A 17,142-nucleotide genomic window follows, 5' to 3' on the forward strand; every position below is an offset into this window, starting at 1 on the left:
AGTTTCCTTACAGTTCGAAGTCTGCCGGGTTCAGACCCAGCTCTAGGCAAATCAGGCGGCATGCCGCTTTCTCTTTATCATCGAAGTCACCGTCGGAGGCGCCGATGGCGCTGGCCACACGTACCAGTAGCCGTGCTTCGCCGTCCTTGCCCTTGACCTTGCTGATCGCCTTCAGGGCTTCAGCTTGACCAATCTGGAAGTCGAACTCGAACTTGCCGCAGGCGTCGCTGAAGACTTTGATCACGTCGTTCAGGTTGAAGACCTTCAGTTCCGGGGAGTTATTGATGAAGCCGGTCATCTTCATCTTCTCCTCGGATTTGATTTCACCATCCGCCGCGGAGATCAGCGCGCACGCATTTGCTACTGCCTCCATGAAGGTGCGATTTTTGAACTTGGCGACCTCAGTCGTCAGAGTCTCGCGAGCTTTCGTCGCGTTGGTTTTCAGCCATTCGAGCATGTGTTCCTCTCAGTGAGCGGGGCCCTTCGGCCCCGCCGGATCAGTTTTTACTTGGAGCCCGCCGTCCAGCGCATCCCCCAGCCGTAGGCTTTGTCCATATCTTGGTGCCCACGGTGGAAGTCGACTCTGCGGGAGACCTTAACGGCCCCGTTTACGTTTTCAAGCAAGGCGATGGCGCACATCCCATAGCGTCCACCTTCTTCGTTCAGGCGAACTTCGATTTCTGGCTGGCCCGGGATGAAGATCGTCACGACGCCGTCGGTAGCTTTCCAGTTCGGAGCACCTTCGTAGATGAACGCGAAGACCAGGATGCGTTTGATCTCGCTCCACTGCCGGCCGTTGATGTGCATCCACTCGCCGCCAGCAACAGAACCAGTTCGGTCGTCGCCCATCAACTGAATGTAGGGCTCATCGTTCAGATCACCGAAGGCCTCCCCCAGGGCCTGAACAACTCCCTTGTAGCCATCTTGCAGTTCGAAGAGACACCCAACGTCGAGGTCGACGGACTTGCTCTTGCCAAAGATGCCGCCGAGTACACCGCCACTTCCACCTTGGTTCCAGTTCAAGTTCACCTTGATCTCACCAAACCCTGCAGCAGGCTTGTCCAGGCTGATGCTCGAGCGAGACTTGTCGAGCGTTACCTTGCTGAGGCTGATGGTCGGCTTCGGCGGGGCTGGAGGTACTTGAGGCGGCGCAGCGGGAGTCGGTGCCGGCGCGGAAGGAGGTGCAGCGATTTCGACGCCGAAGTGCTTTGCCAGCGGTCCCAAGCCTCCCGCGAAGCCCTGGGCGACACAACGAAACTTCCACGCTCCCTGCCGAAGGTAGAACTCACCGAGGATGAGGGCGGTTTCATTCATCCCGTGTGTTGGGATCTGAGCTTCGATCCCTCCAGTGAGCGCTAGCGATAGCGTCGACACGCGATCGAAGGTTGCCTTGTTTTCGTAGATGGTTGCGGTGAGGGCAACTTTCTCCACGGCAGGATCAACACGGCTGAGGTCGACTGTGAACTCAGCACGACCGGCCGAATTGGCTGTTAGCTGAACAGCTCCACCCAGAATACTGGTTTGACCGTAGAAGCACATGTCGCCATCGCCGCGAACCTTCCCCGAGGTGGTTAGGGCGAATGCAGAGATATCGATGTCTGCGCCTGGAGCCGGCGTATAACTGATGTCCACACGCAGTTGGCCGGTGGCAACCGGCGCATTACCGCCAGGTACCAGGGTTGTCATGCGCGTACCGCCTGAATAGCCAAGTTGACGAGGTCGTCCGCAGTGCGGCCGTTAGTGGACTGGCCGATCGCCTTGAAGTCCCAATCGTTACCCTTGCGGCTGAGGCTAGCCATTACTACGCCGGTGTGCTGGCCCTTCTCAGCGAGGTTGAAGCGCGCCAGCTCCTGGCTCTTCGAGTTGTTCACGATTCGGCAATAAGCATTTTCCACCTGGTCGAACTTCTGACCGCGGAAGCTGTTGACGGTGAACACCAGGTGCTGGACGGAGGCTGGCAGACGCTGCAGGTCGACGTTGATGGTTTCATCGTCGCCATCGCCTTCACCGGTGAGATTGTCGCCGGAGTGCTTGATGGAGCCGTCCTTCGAGCTGAGCTGACGGAACCAAACTAGATCCACCGGCTTCATGTTCCCGTCCAGCAGAATGCAGGAGGCGTCGAGGTCGATCTCGTCGTTGCCACCGCCGAGGAGCTTGGAGAGGAAACCTCCAGACTTTACCGGATCCCAACCCAGTCCGAGGCTGACCGAGGTCAGGCCGCTGCCGGCAGTTTTTTCCAGCGAAATGCTCTGATTTTTGCTCAGGGTGATTGCCATGCTTACGCTCCTTGTTGATCTTCAGAGTTCGAGTGGGACTCACGCGGAGAAACACTCTCCGGGCTCCCGGCCTTGCTATACCGCGAGCGGGAACGCCGCCACGCGGGGTGAAAATGACGCCAATGCGCATCTTGCGCTGCATCCAATAATTCATGATCGCCATGGGTATCCCCCCAGGCCCTCAACCGATACTGTGTCAGAGGGCCATATATGGCTTCCAATCGGCGTACCTTGTTCTCGCAGCGACAGTTGTTTCCGCTGATCCTGCCGGTCAAGTGACCATCGACCACTTCCAGTTCTGTACCGATGAGCTTGATGCCGAGACGTTCGGCGAAGGGCCGCAGAACTAGCGCCGGAGAAGCCGAGCAGAGTGTAACCTCCGCTCCGGACGCAATTTCGGCCGCAACTGATCTTACCCCTGATGGGCGCATGAGCTTGGGCCAAACCAACTGGCAAAAATCTTCAGCTTTCTGACATACCCATTTGGCTTCCACGCCAGCGAGAAATGTGCCTATCAACTGGGCCTTAAGCTCATCCCGGGACATGCCCCTGGAGAGATACCTCAGGGTGGGCAGCGCCAACCTGAGAATGCGTTGGGTGAACTCGCGAGTGCCGAAGGCAAACCGAAGGAACGGCACGAAGCTGTCGTGCCGGGTGAGAGTGCCATCGAAGTCAAACACCGAGAGCACCTTCGCTCCTTTCGGCCCAGCCTCCAGCATTTCGATGCTCATTAGTAAGCCTCGGCCAGGCGGACACTGTGCTCGCCATTGCCCATATCGGCGGTTTTCACACCATGCCACTTGGCGCGCTCAAGGATGTTCACTGCCCACTTGTAATGAGTAGCCGGTTCGCACATTGCATCGTTGTGCTTGAAGACGGCGGGGGCTACATCGTTGACGATCAGCTTGGCACAGTTGAGGTCCTCCAGGCTCACGCGGAGATTGTCCTGAATGATGCGGATCTGACTTGGATGAATTGCCGTCTTGCCTACCAGGCCATGTGCGATGTCGAGCTTCAACTCCTCCTGAAGAAGATGAGGCGTGGCCAACTGCTCGAATACAGGGGCCGTCAGGGCAAATCCCTGTGCTCCCATCACGCCGGCGAGCATGGGAATCACGTAGCCCATCGGTGTGTTGTAGAGCGTGGTGGCAGGGTTGCGGCGCAGGCCGAGGCAACCCATGAGGTCGTTCCCGCCAATCCGGAGTGCGATGATGCGTTGGTTCAGGTTGGCCTTCAGAGCCTGGCCGAGCTCCACCATGGCACCCGGGTCGTAAACATCGCTCGTTTCCAGGGTTGGCATGAGATAGAGGTCAGGGTTGCTAACAGCGGCTTCCCAAAAAGGAAGAGACTTCAGCGTCAGCTTGGGAACGACGAACCCGTTGACGTGCTTCATCAGCGGCCATCCGTTCAGCACTGCTGCCATCTCTGCATCGCGAGGACGGAGGAAGAGCAACGGCCCTTGTTCCGGGCGGCCGCCACGGGCCTGAATGCCCATGAGTAGGGCCTGCAGATTTGCGAGTGCACTTTCGACGTCGATCGCCGCCACTGCATCTTCCAGGCACACAACGAGTGAGCGAAGCTCAGGGATCTTCATCCCGAACACCACATCCAGGATGTCATCGCGGGTTGCCGGCATGTACAGAGTCGCCCCGAGGGCGAATGGAGAAATCGCCTTCATCAGTTCGTACTCCGGATGATGGTTACCGCACGATAAGGTCCAAGAGCCTCGCCGGTCTCCTCCACCGTTACCCCTGCGCGCTCGGTGAGATGCAGTAGGAGTTGCACGTCGCCGTCATTACGATCTCGCACCAGCACGTGATCGGGCACTCGGCGCAGGACTGCTCGGGTGGCCTCGGCAATACCTGGTTTCACGCGATTCAGGTTGCTGATGCCAAAGCGGGTAGCCAGGGAGGTAACCACGTTTTCGGCCGCGGCCTGGAGCTTCAGGCTCTGCTCGTGCGTCCAGGGCGATGCGGTTTGGACGCTACTCAGCGCTTGGCGCTCAGCCTCGATCTTGTCGATGAATTCACGAGTAACGTCGTGTTCACTCAAGTGGTCGTAGACCACGCAACCATGAAGCCCACCTTGAGTCGGCCAGATGGAGCGAGACACCAAGCCGGAAACGGTTGCGCCCAAGATTCCGGACGGGATAACCCAGTCCTCTGCGGAGGCGGCGAGCCATGCGCGGCCGCAGGGGTCGGCTAGCACAACGAGTCGGGGCTCTTCCGGGAAACGCTTGTCGGCACCTAGCGTCCGCTTGAGCTCGCCAGAGATTGCTCCCTTGCCGGTCCAGCCATCCACGAAGACAATGTTCTCAGCACCGTGCAACTGGATGATCGCTTCGAGGGCCACTGTATCGATCCCACGATCACGGATAATGCTTACGCCATAGTGGTGGGCGTCACGGCCCATCTCGACCAGTGCCCGACGGAGCAGGACGCCAAGGGGAAGGCCGGCGCGCACGAAGGAAACCAGTGCGATGCTGGAGCCGGTGCAGACGGCACTCAACGCCAAAGCCAGAGATTGAACATCTTCAGCCATGCGAGCACCGTTCAGCACTAGCGCGCGAGCGTACAAGGACTTGTGAACGTCGGTAGGCGCGTGTTCTTGGCTGATCATCTCCGAATAGTGCTTCTGATTGGTCTGAATCAGGCGCTCCTTCTCCTCGACATCGGTGACATTCATTTGCACCGACCGCAGAAGGAAATGGACGTCTTCCGGCGCGTAGCTTCCGCTGCCGACGGTATTCAGGGTGGCAAGGAGATTACTCAATGATCATCTCCTCCACGGCCTTGGCCAATTGGCTGCGAGCGGGTGTAGCCCACATGTGGCAAAGGCCCATGAATCCTAGGTCAGTAATGCTGTCGCCGAAGCCAAGGACTGGGCGATCTCCATTGATCTTGGCGTCACGGCGCAGCCATTCTTGAACTGCCAATCGCTTGGCCAGCCCCTTGGGCAGGAAAGCGAGGTTGTTGCCGTTGGCGTGAATGTGCATGCCTTCCAGCATGCCTCGGGCTTGAACCTCGGCCAGAACCTTGGAGAGGACAGCGTCATCAGATTCGTTCTGTTTGGTCACCACGTAGTGGCGCAGACCTTCTTCTTCCACAACCCAACCGCGGAGCGAATAGCCCATGTCCTTCCCGATCCGCAAGGTTGCTTCGCTCAACGCTGGCAGTCGATCCTGGAAGGCCCAAAGGGATTCTGCCATCTGGCCATGCCAGTCCTGATCCAGTGAGCCGTCAGAGTGGAGCATCACACCACCATGCGAGCAGATAGCCCCCTCGGTGAAGGGGAGCTTGACGCGGCTGTAGGCCTCAACGTCACGCGCAGTGACAGGCACTACATCGGCAGAAGCCAGCAGCCAACTGATGAAGGAGTGCTGGATCGGGTTCATGTACCCATTGGGTTGGCCGTGTACGTCCAGCGTCGCGGTAGTACGCGGCGTACCTTCGACCATCTTGCGAGAGGTCTGGAACAGGGTGTCGTCGAGGTCGACGAATACCAGGGGACGATTAGTGCCCATCGAAAATCACCTCGGCATTCAGGGCAGCAACCAGCTCTGCAGGAGCAGCCTGCTCGGGAGTCTCGGAGCAGATCAGGACTCGGTCAAACTGCCCCGGCTTCACGTTGTAGAGGAAGTTCGGGATGCCAAGACCGTAGTTATCTGAGAACGACAGGGCGTGCTCGATGGCGTGGCCCAGGGCGATTGGAGAGCGGGTGGTAGAACTGAAGTGCACGTCCACACCAGCACGTTCCAGTCGCTCAGCCAGCAGGAAGGGACGCCAAACGAACTCACTTGTACCCACCACGATGACTTTCTCGTTAGGGTGAACCCGGATGTCGGGGGCAAGCGTGTCGTCCACACGACGAACGCCCAAACGCCCCCAGTCCTTGTCAGCCGAAAGAGGCCACTCGCCGATGGAAACTGCTCCCACATCGGGCATTTCGGGTGGCGGGGCAGCTGGGTTTTCATGGAACTGGTAGGAACCCTGCATCAGCGAAACTGCAGTGGCTGATTCCCCGATGGTTTTGCGCACAGCGCCAGCAGACCAGTCCGTGAGGACGCAGGTGACGATACGTTCGATCTTGCTCAGTCCGGCCTCTACCAAGGCGCGGTGCAGATTGACGAAGGTCTTCCCAGTAGAAGCCTCATCGTCCACCAGCACCAGCGACCGCGCCTGAAGCATCGCTTCCCTGATTTCGGGATCGACGGGCATGTGGATCAGGTGCGCACTCGCATGGCTATGCTCTTCCTCGAATCGAGCGAAGAGGTCGGTACCAAGGGGGTGGCGAGTGCTGATGAGGTACACACTGTCAGAGCGAGTGGTACTGAAGGCGCGGTGCACACCGGCACCGAGGCCAACCGCAGTTTCGGCCATGCCAATGACCAGCACCGGGCCAGGGAGATCAGGCGGGATTTCGGCGGCTAGACTCTCGAAGCTGGCAGCCATAACCGAGGGGCGCACGGGTATATGGCGGCCCAGCACTTTCGACACGAAAAGGAATGCTCGCTTGGGGTTCCGGCGCTCTGCGAAGCCGAACAGGTCAGCTGGAGGGAGAACGGTGTCTTCGACTTTGACCTCGAGGAGCCCTCGCTTGAGTTGGGCGCGTACGGACGTTGGTACTATGATTTTTTCCATGAATGCTTCCTTGTTTGGCACGAGGGCTGCCCCTAACGCCTAGTCCCGAGATTCAAGCAATTGTTTCCCTATGGATTACGCGCCTCGATTTTCCATAGCGATTGCTGGGCTTCACGGGCCATTTGAGATGTCGAGAAAGTCCTTCCTGTTGGTGTACGAGTTGGCTCGACACCACAGGCGTCAAGAAACGCCAGGGCAAGCCCGGCCTTGACCGCGAAGTTCATGTTCTGTGCGTCAGGGATCGTGGAAGTCACCATCCCTACAACTGATCCAGCTGCGTCAAAGAGGGGGCTACCACTTGATCCCGGCTGAATTGGTGCAGTGAATTGGAGCAGACTGGAGTCATTGTGCAGGCCAAAGAGTGCTGAAACGCCACCTTGGGTGACGTGCACCCCCCCACCGGCCAGACCAGCAAGTGGGAACCCGAGGGCCACCACAGGCTCGCCAAGGTCACACCCAACTCCATCCCGGAAAGCCACCGGCTTAAAGGCTGGCGCTCCTTGCACTCTAAGTAGTGCCAAATCATTGCGCTGATCTACAACCACTGCCTCGGCACGATGGCGTCCTTCGAACGAAGCGATGTGGATCTCTTTCATGTCCTCAATGACATGCGCACAGGTGAGAATATGGGTGGAAGTCACAGCAAAGCCGGTGCCTGTCGCTCCGGATGCCGGTCGGCTCTGTTCTGAGGAACTGGAGCGGCGGTGCGGGTGAGCATCGTCGATCTTCAGGCCGATGCGACGTCCAAGTGCTGCTAGGCCATAGGCCGACCCCTCGGCCAGAGCACGGAATTTCCACTGGTGATTGCGGCAATAGAACTCACCGACAATGATCGCTGATTCACCATTGTCGGACAGGTTCAAGTTGAACTCGATCTGAGAGTCGATCTGCAAGCGGAGTAATCGCAGGTCGCTTACTGGCCCCATTGCCGAGAAGGTGTACACGACCAAGAGCACCCTGTCGGCACCGGTCGGAAGTTGGCCGAGATTCAAGTTGCAGCAGATTTTCTCTTGCCCACCACTCCACTGCATCCAGGCCTGGGAAACCTGGAAAAGTGCTGCTTCCCCTTTTGGGTGACGCTTATCGTCCAGCGGAAGCAGAGCGACAGCGGCATAGTCCCCGAATGCAGAGGGATTGCCGCACTCCAGCGTCCAGGAACATTGCGCCGCTCCCAAAGCTGTGTTTGCGCCAGGCGCCATCACCATCATCCCTGCTTTGCTCCTTGAGCCCCGAACCTTACTAAATGCGGCGAAATGATATCAAACTTGAAGTCTGACTACATATCAAGTTGTCACTGGCACCGCAACGGTTATGGCTTTCACCCTGATGTTCGGTATCCAATCACTCACCGGCTCAGCCAGACCAAGCCTTCTAGTGGCGAAGATGCCTGGCAGGTTCACTCCCGTATGTCGGGTGTAGCCGATGCCACCGGAGTACCGCGGATTGATCTCGAGTAGATGTGGGACACCGTCTAAATCATCCCGCGTTTGGACATTGACCAGGCCATCGCACTGGAAGTGAGCGGCAGCCTTCAGAGCGAGCTCTACCGCTGGCGAGTCATTCTCGAAGGTCTGGTGCAGCCCTTCTTTCCGGCGACCAACGAATGCCACGGGGCGGCCGGATTCGCAAACCATGTCGATCGAGCACTCGCTTCCTGTCATGTACGGCATGACCAGCATGGCGGAACGATCCGCTCCAGCCCGGTAGGCATTAAGGTATGTCTCAAACTGGACTTCCCGAGAATCGGGGTTGGCGAAGCAACGAAACGAATCCGCTTCAGACTTGAAGCGCCAGAACCCCTGGCCATATATACCTACCGCTGGTTTGACACAGACGTCGCCGAGAACACGAAGGGACTCGTAGGCATCGATGAGTTCCTTCGCATTACGTGCCGTGATCGCCGGGACACAGGCAAGGCCTGCACGTTCTGCTTCCGCCGTGAATTTACTCTTGTCGTCTACCAACTCGAACGTACCCATGCTCGCGCCGCCGGTAACCAAAACCAGGCCAGCGGCCTCGAATCGGTGGCGCTGAGCCTCAAAGACACTCCCCACGCGGCCGACTAGGATGACTTTGATCCCATGCCTTAGGGCGGTCTCGATCACCCAGTCGATTCGTTCCTGGTTGTCCTTCGGCTCAAGGAAACTTACATCGGCGCTTCCGGTGATTTCGGGCCTGTCTTGGCGATGTGAAGCAAAAATCCTCACTTCCGGCGGGAGGGCTTCACGCGCTCCCAGAATGATGTCCCGCTGGCTGGACTGTCCCTCAAGAAACCAAATCAAGATATGCATCCTCAGGGTGGCTGCGGCCGGGCAAAAAAGGCGATCAGCCATGTTTATGGTGGAAGGGGCGATAACGGGGGCTCGGCGTGTATCAACCGGCATCCAGCATTCTACTGGAGTGTATCGCCAAGATCTAAATATCACTCTGGCCGCATCTTGAGCGTCTTTCAGAACCTCGTGCACGCAAGGTTTGGTGTTCAGTAGAGTGCTGAAGTTATCGGAGAAACAGAGCCTGATCGCAACTCTCAACGGACTCGTTCCTGGACCCAGTTGAAAGAGAAACGGTATTGGTTACTAAAGGGAACTTGAATGCACCCATCCGGTTGCTGGTGGTCACTACAAGGCGCTCGCACAGGCACGGTCCAACTCCTAATCGGATAATGGGCAGCCGAAGCTGCCCTAGGTCACATTGATGCGTGCGACTGCCTCACTGCGATGAGGCTGTGACACCAACCTTTGGTCGGTGCATTAGATCTATCAGCGACAATTGCCGGCCAACCGGTACCCTGCGGCTTCTGCCTCCTGGACACTGCTGAACTCCACTCGGTTCTTTGGTGATACTTTGTCGTAGCTCGGGCAGCCCGGCCAGTGGAAAATGCGGGAGTTAGCATTTCCGCGGATATGGTCGGCATCGTCTATGTTGGAGGCGATGGCTGCAGTGCTCTTCTGAGCTTGAGACGGGAAAATCTGCTTCATTCCGCCCCCCGCAACTCGACTCCTTTCTGCCTCCGGTCGGACCGTTACAACCCCCTGGCGCAGCTTCGCATTTCCCAGGGTGACGAATACGGGAGCGTGATCACTCACGTGCTTCCGGCTTTTCTCATGGCTCCAGCCGATCATCCGGGGGTAGTCCATGATGCCCGCGTTATCCAGCTTCAGACGATGCGTCCTGGATACCCAGATGTTGTCGTAAAGATTGGCGTAGAGCCCTTCGCGTGCGGAAAGCGTGGTTGCGCCCTTTGTAATGAGGGGCGTTGCGTGCTGTGAGAGGCCGGAAAATGCGGGGTGAGAGGGAGACATATTGAAGTCACCTACCAGCATGACCGGGGTTTCTGGGTAGATGCTTTCCAGCCACGCCCAGTAGCTCTCCAATTCCCTGACCTCCGGCTCACGGTCTTGGGGACCTTTCCCGTACAACACGTGAATGCTGGCCACAGCAAATAACGTACCATCTCGTTTCGATTTAAATCGGGCCGATAAGGGCTCCCTAATAAAGCGATCGCCTCGATCCATGTACACGACTGCCCCGTCTTCGTATACGACAACGCTCTCACGCATGAGGAAAGCATAGAGTTCTTTGTAGGAGCGGGAGCCCACCGCATGGCTGACCAACGTCGACCATTGCTCCCCGGTCCGTTTCTCAAGCTCCGCCTCCAACTTTGTCAGTCCTTCCTCATTCATCACTTCCTGAATGGCTACCAGATCTGCTTTCCCTGCCACCTCGGCGAGTGCTGGAAAGCTCTTCTCCCCACCCTGTCCCAACCTCATGGCGTTCCAAGACATCAGAGTCAGATCCGCTGCCGAGCTCAGAGAACTGACCAGAACAGTGCCCAAAAGCAATGCGCCATTGAAAAACCCTTTCACCCGTTTACTCCTTTTGTTTGGGCATCAAACGTAATTGAATTTTCAGCTACCGGCCGATTTTGTTGAAAAAAACCGTCATGATTCTGCCCCATGAAAGAGCATGAGCGACGTTGAAATCTGGTTCGCTCAAAACTTATTTTTTCGTAGAGGCACCGAAATCTAATGTATTTTTTTAACCGTCCAAAGCTGCCATCTCAAAAACCAACTTTTCCAACAGAATCGGCGGAAGAGGTTCTTCGCAAACAACTGCATCCATGCCAAACAAAATCTCTAACAGCTGCTTACGAAGGAGCACTTCATTATGATTTTGACTAGGGAATTTTGATGCTAGAACTCTGGCATAACCGGACTAAGCCACTGCCATAGCTCGCCCTGAAATAGTCACACTCAACCTCTGGACTTCAACGCTTTGACATTTTTTGAGTCGACAATAGCTCGAAGCATCCTCAGTTCTGCTTCGAGACTTTCGTTGATAGACACGAGTTTAACCTTCATAGCTTTCAATCCATTAATTTCTATACGGAGCGCCTTGATTATATCGCGCATCTCTCGCTGAGCCTCCAGTCCTTTGACAATCTTTTCTCGATGCCCCTGACCGAGAGCAGTACGAATTTCTTCGGCAACACGGGGATAGCGATTATGGATTGTTGCACGACTCATACCTGCCTCTTCGGCAACCGAGGCAATAGACAACTTTCTACTAGATTCTACTATCCTCGTACGTCCGTGCTGGATTCGCTTTAAAGCATCTAGCAACTTTTTTTCGGTTCCCGATATTCGATCTTCTTTATGCATGACGAAGCCCCCCTTCAAGTAAAACACCGAGCTTAAGCTCCTCAATATCAGCTCCAAGCTCTTGAAGGACGACTTCACACCGTCGAATATCGCTGTCAATTCGTGCACCCGCACCTGGACCACAGTCATTAGCGATAGCTTTAAGCTCCAACATTTGAGCATATATGCCTACCCAATGTGGCAGCCGCGATTCATCGATAAGACTTTTCGAGCAATCACCGCATCGAGTTTTATCCAATACACTGCCACCGGAGCAGCCCGTACTATCTGCAGTACACCATGCAATACCAGTACTTCTCAGATGCACAACCTCCGATACAAACTGAACCATTTCACGGCGGCTTTTGTACGTCCGAATCGCCTCATCAGAGGATCGAAAAATACGAATGGTCTCTGCCAAACCACCAGAAACCAATGCATCTTCTTCAAAAACACTTTCAAGCACCAGCATCTTTTCGTGACGCATTGCAACATAGATTTCATCAAACAGCTCTTTATCTCTAACTTGATCCTCTGCATATATCGCAGTCATATCCAGCGTCCAATGTTTGAAATGATCACGAAGATAACGAACATCACCGAGTTGACTGCGAGCCACATATCGAGCGAACGTCCTTCTAAATTGGTGTGGTGCGACCTCCCAGTCAATATTATGAGCCAGCATAAACCGCTTTAATCTTGCCCTAATGGTTTGTGCAGCAAAAACTTGGAGTTTATGTGCATGCCCTCCCCACCCAAGGAACAAAGAATCGAGATGCGCTTCATAATCATGCATCTCTATCAGATTACTTGCCGACTTAGCCAAACTGTATCTATCATTTAGCTCGGCACGAATCTCTGCGGTGACCTTCCCCGCAACGTCTAGCGCTTCATGGGTAAGCTTTGTGACTAGCCAATCTACCTTACCCTCTTTGGTCTTTGTGGATACTCCAGACATCCAGTAAAACTTAGTACCATCTTCCCCATCACGTACGTAGTGAGCGCCTACTTTTAAGCTCATGAGCTCTGAAACTCTTATACCGCTCGTTAGAAGAATGACGATACTGCAGGCATCTAGCAGGAGATTTTTCTCAAGTCTCAACCCTAAAATGCCACCCCGGTATCCCGTAGCCGCAAGTTTTGCGTTTACAGTGCCAGAATAGGAATATTGGGCTTGCCATTCGGAAACCATTTCCGCAAGCGCTAATGTCTCGTCTGCGCGCTCTAGACGTGATACAGCCGCACGAAAAATTTCCGCGAGCTTGTTATCTGGAATTGGCAAGGTCTTTGATTGGGCCCAGTGAGCACGATTTGCGCCTGACAACTCAGTCGCGCTACTTTCAGGCCAAGGGTGCACCATGGGAGTAGTAGTAACTTTACTGAGCAGATGCAGTGTGTGCACCGAGCTCAATCGCGTACAAAGATAGGACTTAGAAAACTTATTACCAGATCTACTGCTACTATTTTTTAAATAATTAACATACTGCATACACAGAAATTCTGAAATTTCAGACAAGCACTCGACATAAGCACCAGCAAACTTCAAAAATAATGATACGTTTTTGAAAAAAGAAATTAACGAAGATCCGACTGGTCGCACCCGGCCCTCTATGCCGTTTAAATAGTATTCAAGCATAACTATTTTCAGAACTGAGCGCCAACGCTCTGGAATCTTACCGAACCGAATGCATTTATCGTGGTCAGCAGTCCCAGGTGGAAAAATCGCGTTTGGGAATCGCCAAACGTCATCCGCGAGGTAACTTAAGACTTTGTATGTCCCGTCCCCTAGCCGTGTAGCGGTGACTGCTATAGGCAGGTGCGTGTGACCTTCACGAGCCTTTCTCAGTGCTTCTTGTTGATAATAGCTAACACCCTTAGCCAAAATCATTATGCCAACCCCAAAATTTCAGGATCTTTCCAAAATGGATGAGGATTCTGCCTAGCTTTTTCCCTAGCAGCCACGACAGTGGACTTATCAAATTTAGGCAAGATTTTTTCGTCAATAATTTTAATTATATGCCTATATAACCTCACCCAATTTTTTGCACCGATTCGCCCGCGCTCACGAACCAACAACCAATAGAAGCTTAATAATCTATGCAGGTCATCCGCAGTCACTACGAAAGAGCTGCAGCGAAAGCAGTTTAAGAACTCCACACAATGACTCCCATTCTTGGGAGCCCTGTGCCCGTTAACGGTATCCTTGCAACGGGCCACAGCAGTATTTACCTCTTTTACCGGAATAATACCAAGATCGGCATGATCATTTTCGAGAAGTTCTTTATTACGAACCTCCCCCATCAACGCCCAATTTTTCTCAGCATCAGCCGGCGCTTCCAAATAACTATCCAAGAGGACTTTTGGAGTATTTCCAGCCAACATTGCAGTTAAAAAAGGATCATTACCTGAGAGCTCCCATATTTTATTGGCAAAGGTCTTCCTTAATCTAGACACATTAACAACCAGTCTATCACCATTATCAGAAATCAACTCATGACGAACTACCAGCGCCTCCAAAGCTCGATTAATAGTATTAATAGTTATAGGTGCAGGAGTTCTTTCATCAGGATTCTTTAAGGGGCGCTCACGAACGAATAGCCTATCTTTCCACTCCCCCCTACTCCTTATAGAGTCATTCCTTTCTGCGACCATTTTTATAATAGCGGAAATATCGGGCAGCACCACACTCAGGGTATCTACTTCATCATCCAGCGTTGACACAGCGCCACTACTAACTGACTGATAGTTCACTTTATGAGCGCGGCGCTTATAAGTAATCAAAATACTACGATCACGCCTAAGCGGATGAGGAAGCAAACACCCCATGGAAAGTTCGATTAAAGGCGTAAGATTCAATCCAGTACGAGCTACTATTGCAACCGCACAAAAGGCCAAGCCCTCCGCCAAAATAGGACCAGACGCCTCCTTTACTGCAATCACCTCTCTTTTCAAAGCATTAATAACTTGTGTAAACTCTTTCTTTGAAAAAGCTTTTTCACTACTTTTCCTCCTATTGGAGTGCGGGTAAGGATTAGGAGGAAATATATCACTTGAAAGTAACCCACACCTTACCAACTCGCCAAGCACTGACTTACAACAGGTGTAAATATTTTTCTGAGTTGTATATCCAGCACCAGAGGCCTCGAGATATCTAATAAAAGATGCAACAAACCCCCTATCAATATGTCGCAAACCTATCTCACCCTTCATAGCCATTGACATAAATGAGCAATAGCATAAAAAGCTTCTCGAAACGCGCTTTGCATAAGTAATAATACTCGCCACGGACTTAGTCTTACCTTGCGAAGCTATAGCAGACCCGAGCAGCACTTCGATGACTTTATGGCAATAATAGGTAACCTCATCACACCCTACACCATAATATCGTCCGAAATCCAATTTCCGCACTGTCAACGGACTTTCCGGAAAATTAATAACATAACTCTCCGGAACAAAATTAATGGTCTTTGACAGATGATCCGCGATGATGTGGTTAGATGAGCCTTTATCTATCACCAGAGCAGCAGAAGAAAAATCTTTGCGCGCCATATTCATATTCTTCCAACGCAGACAGAATCAATAAATTCTTGATAATCTCCCATAACATCATCTTCGATCATAGAAATTAAGTGCAAGTACCTCTGCGTAGTAGCCACACTGGAGTGGCCGAGCCTATCCCGCACATATAGCAACGGATCTATAACACTCTTACGCCTGCGCATGTCATGGAGTGTATGCGTCGCATAGGTATGGCGGAGCATATGAGGAGTGACTGTGAAAGGAAGCCCCAGATCTTTCCACATATGGTTTAGACTCTGGCCTTTAGGACTGTAAGGCACACCATACCTAGATAGAAACAACGGAATTGACTCTACACATGAGGTCTGCATACTCCGATTACGCTCATGAATTTTGTACTGCCAGAGCGCGGCCATAAGCGAGCGAGGGATGTCAATCTCCCGCGCCTTATTCCCCTTGAGCTCCATATCCTTTGGACTACAGAAAACTCTAAAGTGAGAACTGCCTTTAGATATTTGAGCGGGATCAAATATATAGGAGCTTGGAAATGTAAGGAGCTCTTCCTTCCTCAACCCACTGCTTAGGGCTAGTCGTGCAATAAGCTTTTGAGTAGAACAACTTATGGAATTTAAAAAAATTCTAACCTGCTCTTTAGTTAAAACTTTTATTGCTGTTCTCTTCCCCTTCACTAGTATATCGGGAGAAGCGACATATCCTCCAGTTACATCCACATGAGCCAAAAATACAGAATGGACTGCGACCCTTACTGTTTCAACATCATATGGAACCCTCTCTATCCAACCTTGGCGCCTTGCATAGTTATAGAAAGAGCAAACAACTCGCAGTCTAAGATTTATGGTGTTTTCGCTAAGCCCGCAACTACGCATCGACCAGTCACGGTATGCAGCCAGTGGGCTCGAGCCCAGCTCAAAAAAACCAACATTTCTCCAGTCTCGATTGGCAGCATTTAGAAAACCTAAATAGTCGTAAAGGGCTTGCCCGTATGAGGCCCATGTATGTTTACTTTCAACTCGCCCCCTGTGAAGGCAGCGGTAAATCAAGAAGGCGCTTACCTCGGGAATTGACCGTAGTTCTGCTGTTAGGATGATAGGAAATCCAGGGTAGCTAACCCCGTTTATTTTGAACCCCTCATCTGCGAAGACCAACTCCATCTCACCCGCCCCATAAAGCTTGCAATATGAGTCACGGTAGACGCCCCAGACTCCTACGACAAGGAAATTTGTAACTATTTAAAGGGCACATTTCATATCGTCCCTGCCTGGGTGATCGGCCATCAGCGCCAGTGCTGGCAAAAAGGCGGACGCAAGAACTGCACGGCCAACGATGCGCAGTTCCGCAAGGCCGAGGCCGACCTGCACAACCTGGTGCCGAGCATCGGCGAGGTGAATGGCGACCGCAGCAACTACAGCTTCGCCTGGCTGCCGCAGAAGCCGCACCAGTACGGACAGTGCGAGACGGTGGTGGACTTCAAGGCGCGCAAGGTGATGCCGCGCCCGGCCATCCGCGGGATGATCGCGCGCACCTATTTCTACATGTCCGACCGCTACAAGCTGCGCCTGTCGAAACAGGATCGGCAACTCTACGAGGCCTGGAGCAAGGCCTACCCGCCCAAGGTCTGGGAGCAGCAGCGCAACCAGCAGGTGGCCTGCGTGATGGGCTGGGGCAACCCCTATGTGGGCAAGGTGGATATGAGCCGCTGCGCGCGCAAGCGTGCGTAGGGTCGCGGCTGAAGCCCCTCCCACAAGTTTCCCGCATCTGTGTGAGGGGCTTCAGCCGCGACCGCTTTGGCATATTCCAAGCAGTCCGCGGATTGCATCCGGGCTACGCCAGGCGCTGCAACTCGCGCCGCACCATGTTGGCGAACTCCGGCGGGCTGAGCTGGTACAACTCCTGCGCCACCCAGGGTAGCCAGCGCCCCTGCAGCTCGGCCTTGCGCGCCAACAGGCGCTGGGCCTCGGCTTCGGCGCGAGCCTGGTGCTCACGGTGATAATCGGCGCGGCTCGGTTTTTCTGTACTCACGGTGTTGCCCTTTTCCTCATGCGCGGC

16 protein-coding genes and 1 pseudogene are annotated in these 17,142 nt (G+C 53.9%); 1 reads left to right on the forward strand and 16 read right to left on the reverse strand.

Annotated elements, in window-relative coordinates; translation table 11 throughout:
* Window positions 1–7: 7 nt before the first annotated feature.
* The 15 genes from B2U07_RS09970 to B2U07_RS10040 form a co-directional block, all read right to left on the reverse strand.
* Entirely contained in the window at window positions 8–457 is a 450-nt protein-coding gene (locus B2U07_RS09970) for a tellurite resistance TerB family protein (protein WP_003090780.1), read from the reverse strand.
* Window positions 458–504: 47 nt separating this feature from the next.
* Window positions 505–1,686 (reverse strand): TerD family protein, encoded by a 1,182-nt coding sequence (locus B2U07_RS09975; RefSeq protein WP_003154850.1) that lies wholly within the window; start codon window positions 1,684–1,686, stop codon window positions 505–507.
* Entirely contained in the window at window positions 1,683–2,276 is a 594-nt protein-coding gene (locus B2U07_RS09980; RefSeq protein WP_003090782.1) for a TerD family protein, read from the reverse strand. The genes B2U07_RS09975 and B2U07_RS09980 overlap by 4 nt, the downstream gene beginning before the upstream one ends.
* 2 nt (window positions 2,277–2,278) lie before the next feature.
* A complete protein-coding gene (locus B2U07_RS09985; protein WP_023098554.1) occupies window positions 2,279–3,007 on the reverse strand; it encodes an HAD family hydrolase in 729 nt (242 codons plus the stop codon).
* Entirely contained in the window at window positions 3,007–3,954 is a 948-nt protein-coding gene (locus B2U07_RS09990; protein ID WP_003090783.1) for an HpcH/HpaI aldolase/citrate lyase family protein, read from the reverse strand. The genes B2U07_RS09985 and B2U07_RS09990 overlap by 1 nt, the downstream gene beginning before the upstream one ends.
* The gene (locus B2U07_RS09995; RefSeq protein ID WP_003090784.1) at window positions 3,954–5,048 is read right to left on the reverse strand and encodes a cysteine protease StiP family protein; all 1,095 of its coding nucleotides are present in this window, start codon (window positions 5,046–5,048) and stop codon (window positions 3,954–3,956) included. Before B2U07_RS09995 ends, B2U07_RS09990 begins: the two co-directional genes overlap by 1 nt.
* Window positions 5,041–5,799, reverse strand: coding sequence for a hypothetical protein (locus B2U07_RS10000; protein WP_003090785.1), 759 nt, complete (start codon window positions 5,797–5,799; stop codon window positions 5,041–5,043). Before B2U07_RS10000 ends, B2U07_RS09995 begins: the two co-directional genes overlap by 8 nt.
* Entirely contained in the window at window positions 5,789–6,916 is a 1,128-nt protein-coding gene (locus tag B2U07_RS10005) for a phosphoribosyltransferase domain-containing protein (RefSeq protein WP_003154854.1), read from the reverse strand. Before B2U07_RS10005 ends, B2U07_RS10000 begins: the two co-directional genes overlap by 11 nt.
* 68 nt (window positions 6,917–6,984) lie before the next feature.
* The gene (locus B2U07_RS10010) at window positions 6,985–8,124 is read right to left on the reverse strand and encodes a trypsin-like peptidase domain-containing protein (RefSeq protein WP_003154856.1); all 1,140 of its coding nucleotides are present in this window, start codon (window positions 8,122–8,124) and stop codon (window positions 6,985–6,987) included.
* A gap of 75 nt (window positions 8,125–8,199) precedes the next feature.
* Complete coding sequence (locus B2U07_RS10015; protein ID WP_031629774.1) at window positions 8,200–9,198, reverse strand: ATP-grasp domain-containing protein; 999 nt, start codon at window positions 9,196–9,198, stop codon at window positions 8,200–8,202.
* Between the two features lie 477 nt (window positions 9,199–9,675).
* Window positions 9,676–10,782, reverse strand: a complete 1,107-nt coding sequence (locus B2U07_RS10020) for an endonuclease/exonuclease/phosphatase family protein (protein WP_023098552.1) — start codon at window positions 10,780–10,782, stop codon at window positions 9,676–9,678.
* Between the two features lie 387 nt (window positions 10,783–11,169).
* Window positions 11,170–11,577 carry a hypothetical protein gene (locus B2U07_RS10025; protein WP_034082648.1) on the reverse strand — a complete coding sequence of 136 codons (408 nt, stop codon included), beginning with the start codon at window positions 11,575–11,577 and terminating at the stop codon, window positions 11,170–11,172.
* Window positions 11,570–13,444 carry a tyrosine-type recombinase/integrase gene (locus B2U07_RS10030; protein ID WP_003090790.1) on the reverse strand — a complete coding sequence of 625 codons (1,875 nt, stop codon included), beginning with the start codon at window positions 13,442–13,444 and terminating at the stop codon, window positions 11,570–11,572. Before B2U07_RS10030 ends, B2U07_RS10025 begins: the two co-directional genes overlap by 8 nt.
* A complete protein-coding gene (locus B2U07_RS10035; RefSeq protein WP_071534604.1) occupies window positions 13,444–15,105 on the reverse strand; it encodes a hypothetical protein in 1,662 nt (553 codons plus the stop codon). Before B2U07_RS10035 ends, B2U07_RS10030 begins: the two co-directional genes overlap by 1 nt.
* Before the next feature lie 2 nt (window positions 15,106–15,107).
* The gene (locus B2U07_RS10040; protein ID WP_003154870.1) at window positions 15,108–16,247 is read right to left on the reverse strand and encodes a tyrosine-type recombinase/integrase; all 1,140 of its coding nucleotides are present in this window, start codon (window positions 16,245–16,247) and stop codon (window positions 15,108–15,110) included.
* Window positions 16,248–16,340: 93 nt separating this feature from the next.
* Here B2U07_RS10040 and B2U07_RS10045 point away from each other — a divergent pair.
* Window positions 16,341–16,814: pseudogene (locus B2U07_RS10045) on the forward strand (endonuclease); the annotation flags it as partial.
* 103 nt (window positions 16,815–16,917) lie between these two features.
* Here B2U07_RS10045 and B2U07_RS10050 read toward each other — a convergent pair.
* A complete protein-coding gene (locus B2U07_RS10050; protein ID WP_108232820.1) occupies window positions 16,918–17,115 on the reverse strand; it encodes a hypothetical protein in 198 nt (65 codons plus the stop codon).
* Window positions 17,116–17,142 lie beyond the last annotated feature (27 nt).

This window comes from Pseudomonas sp. UBA7530, from assembly GCF_002479365.1.
In the GTDB taxonomy this organism is placed as follows: Bacteria; Pseudomonadota; Gammaproteobacteria; order Pseudomonadales; family Pseudomonadaceae; genus Aquipseudomonas.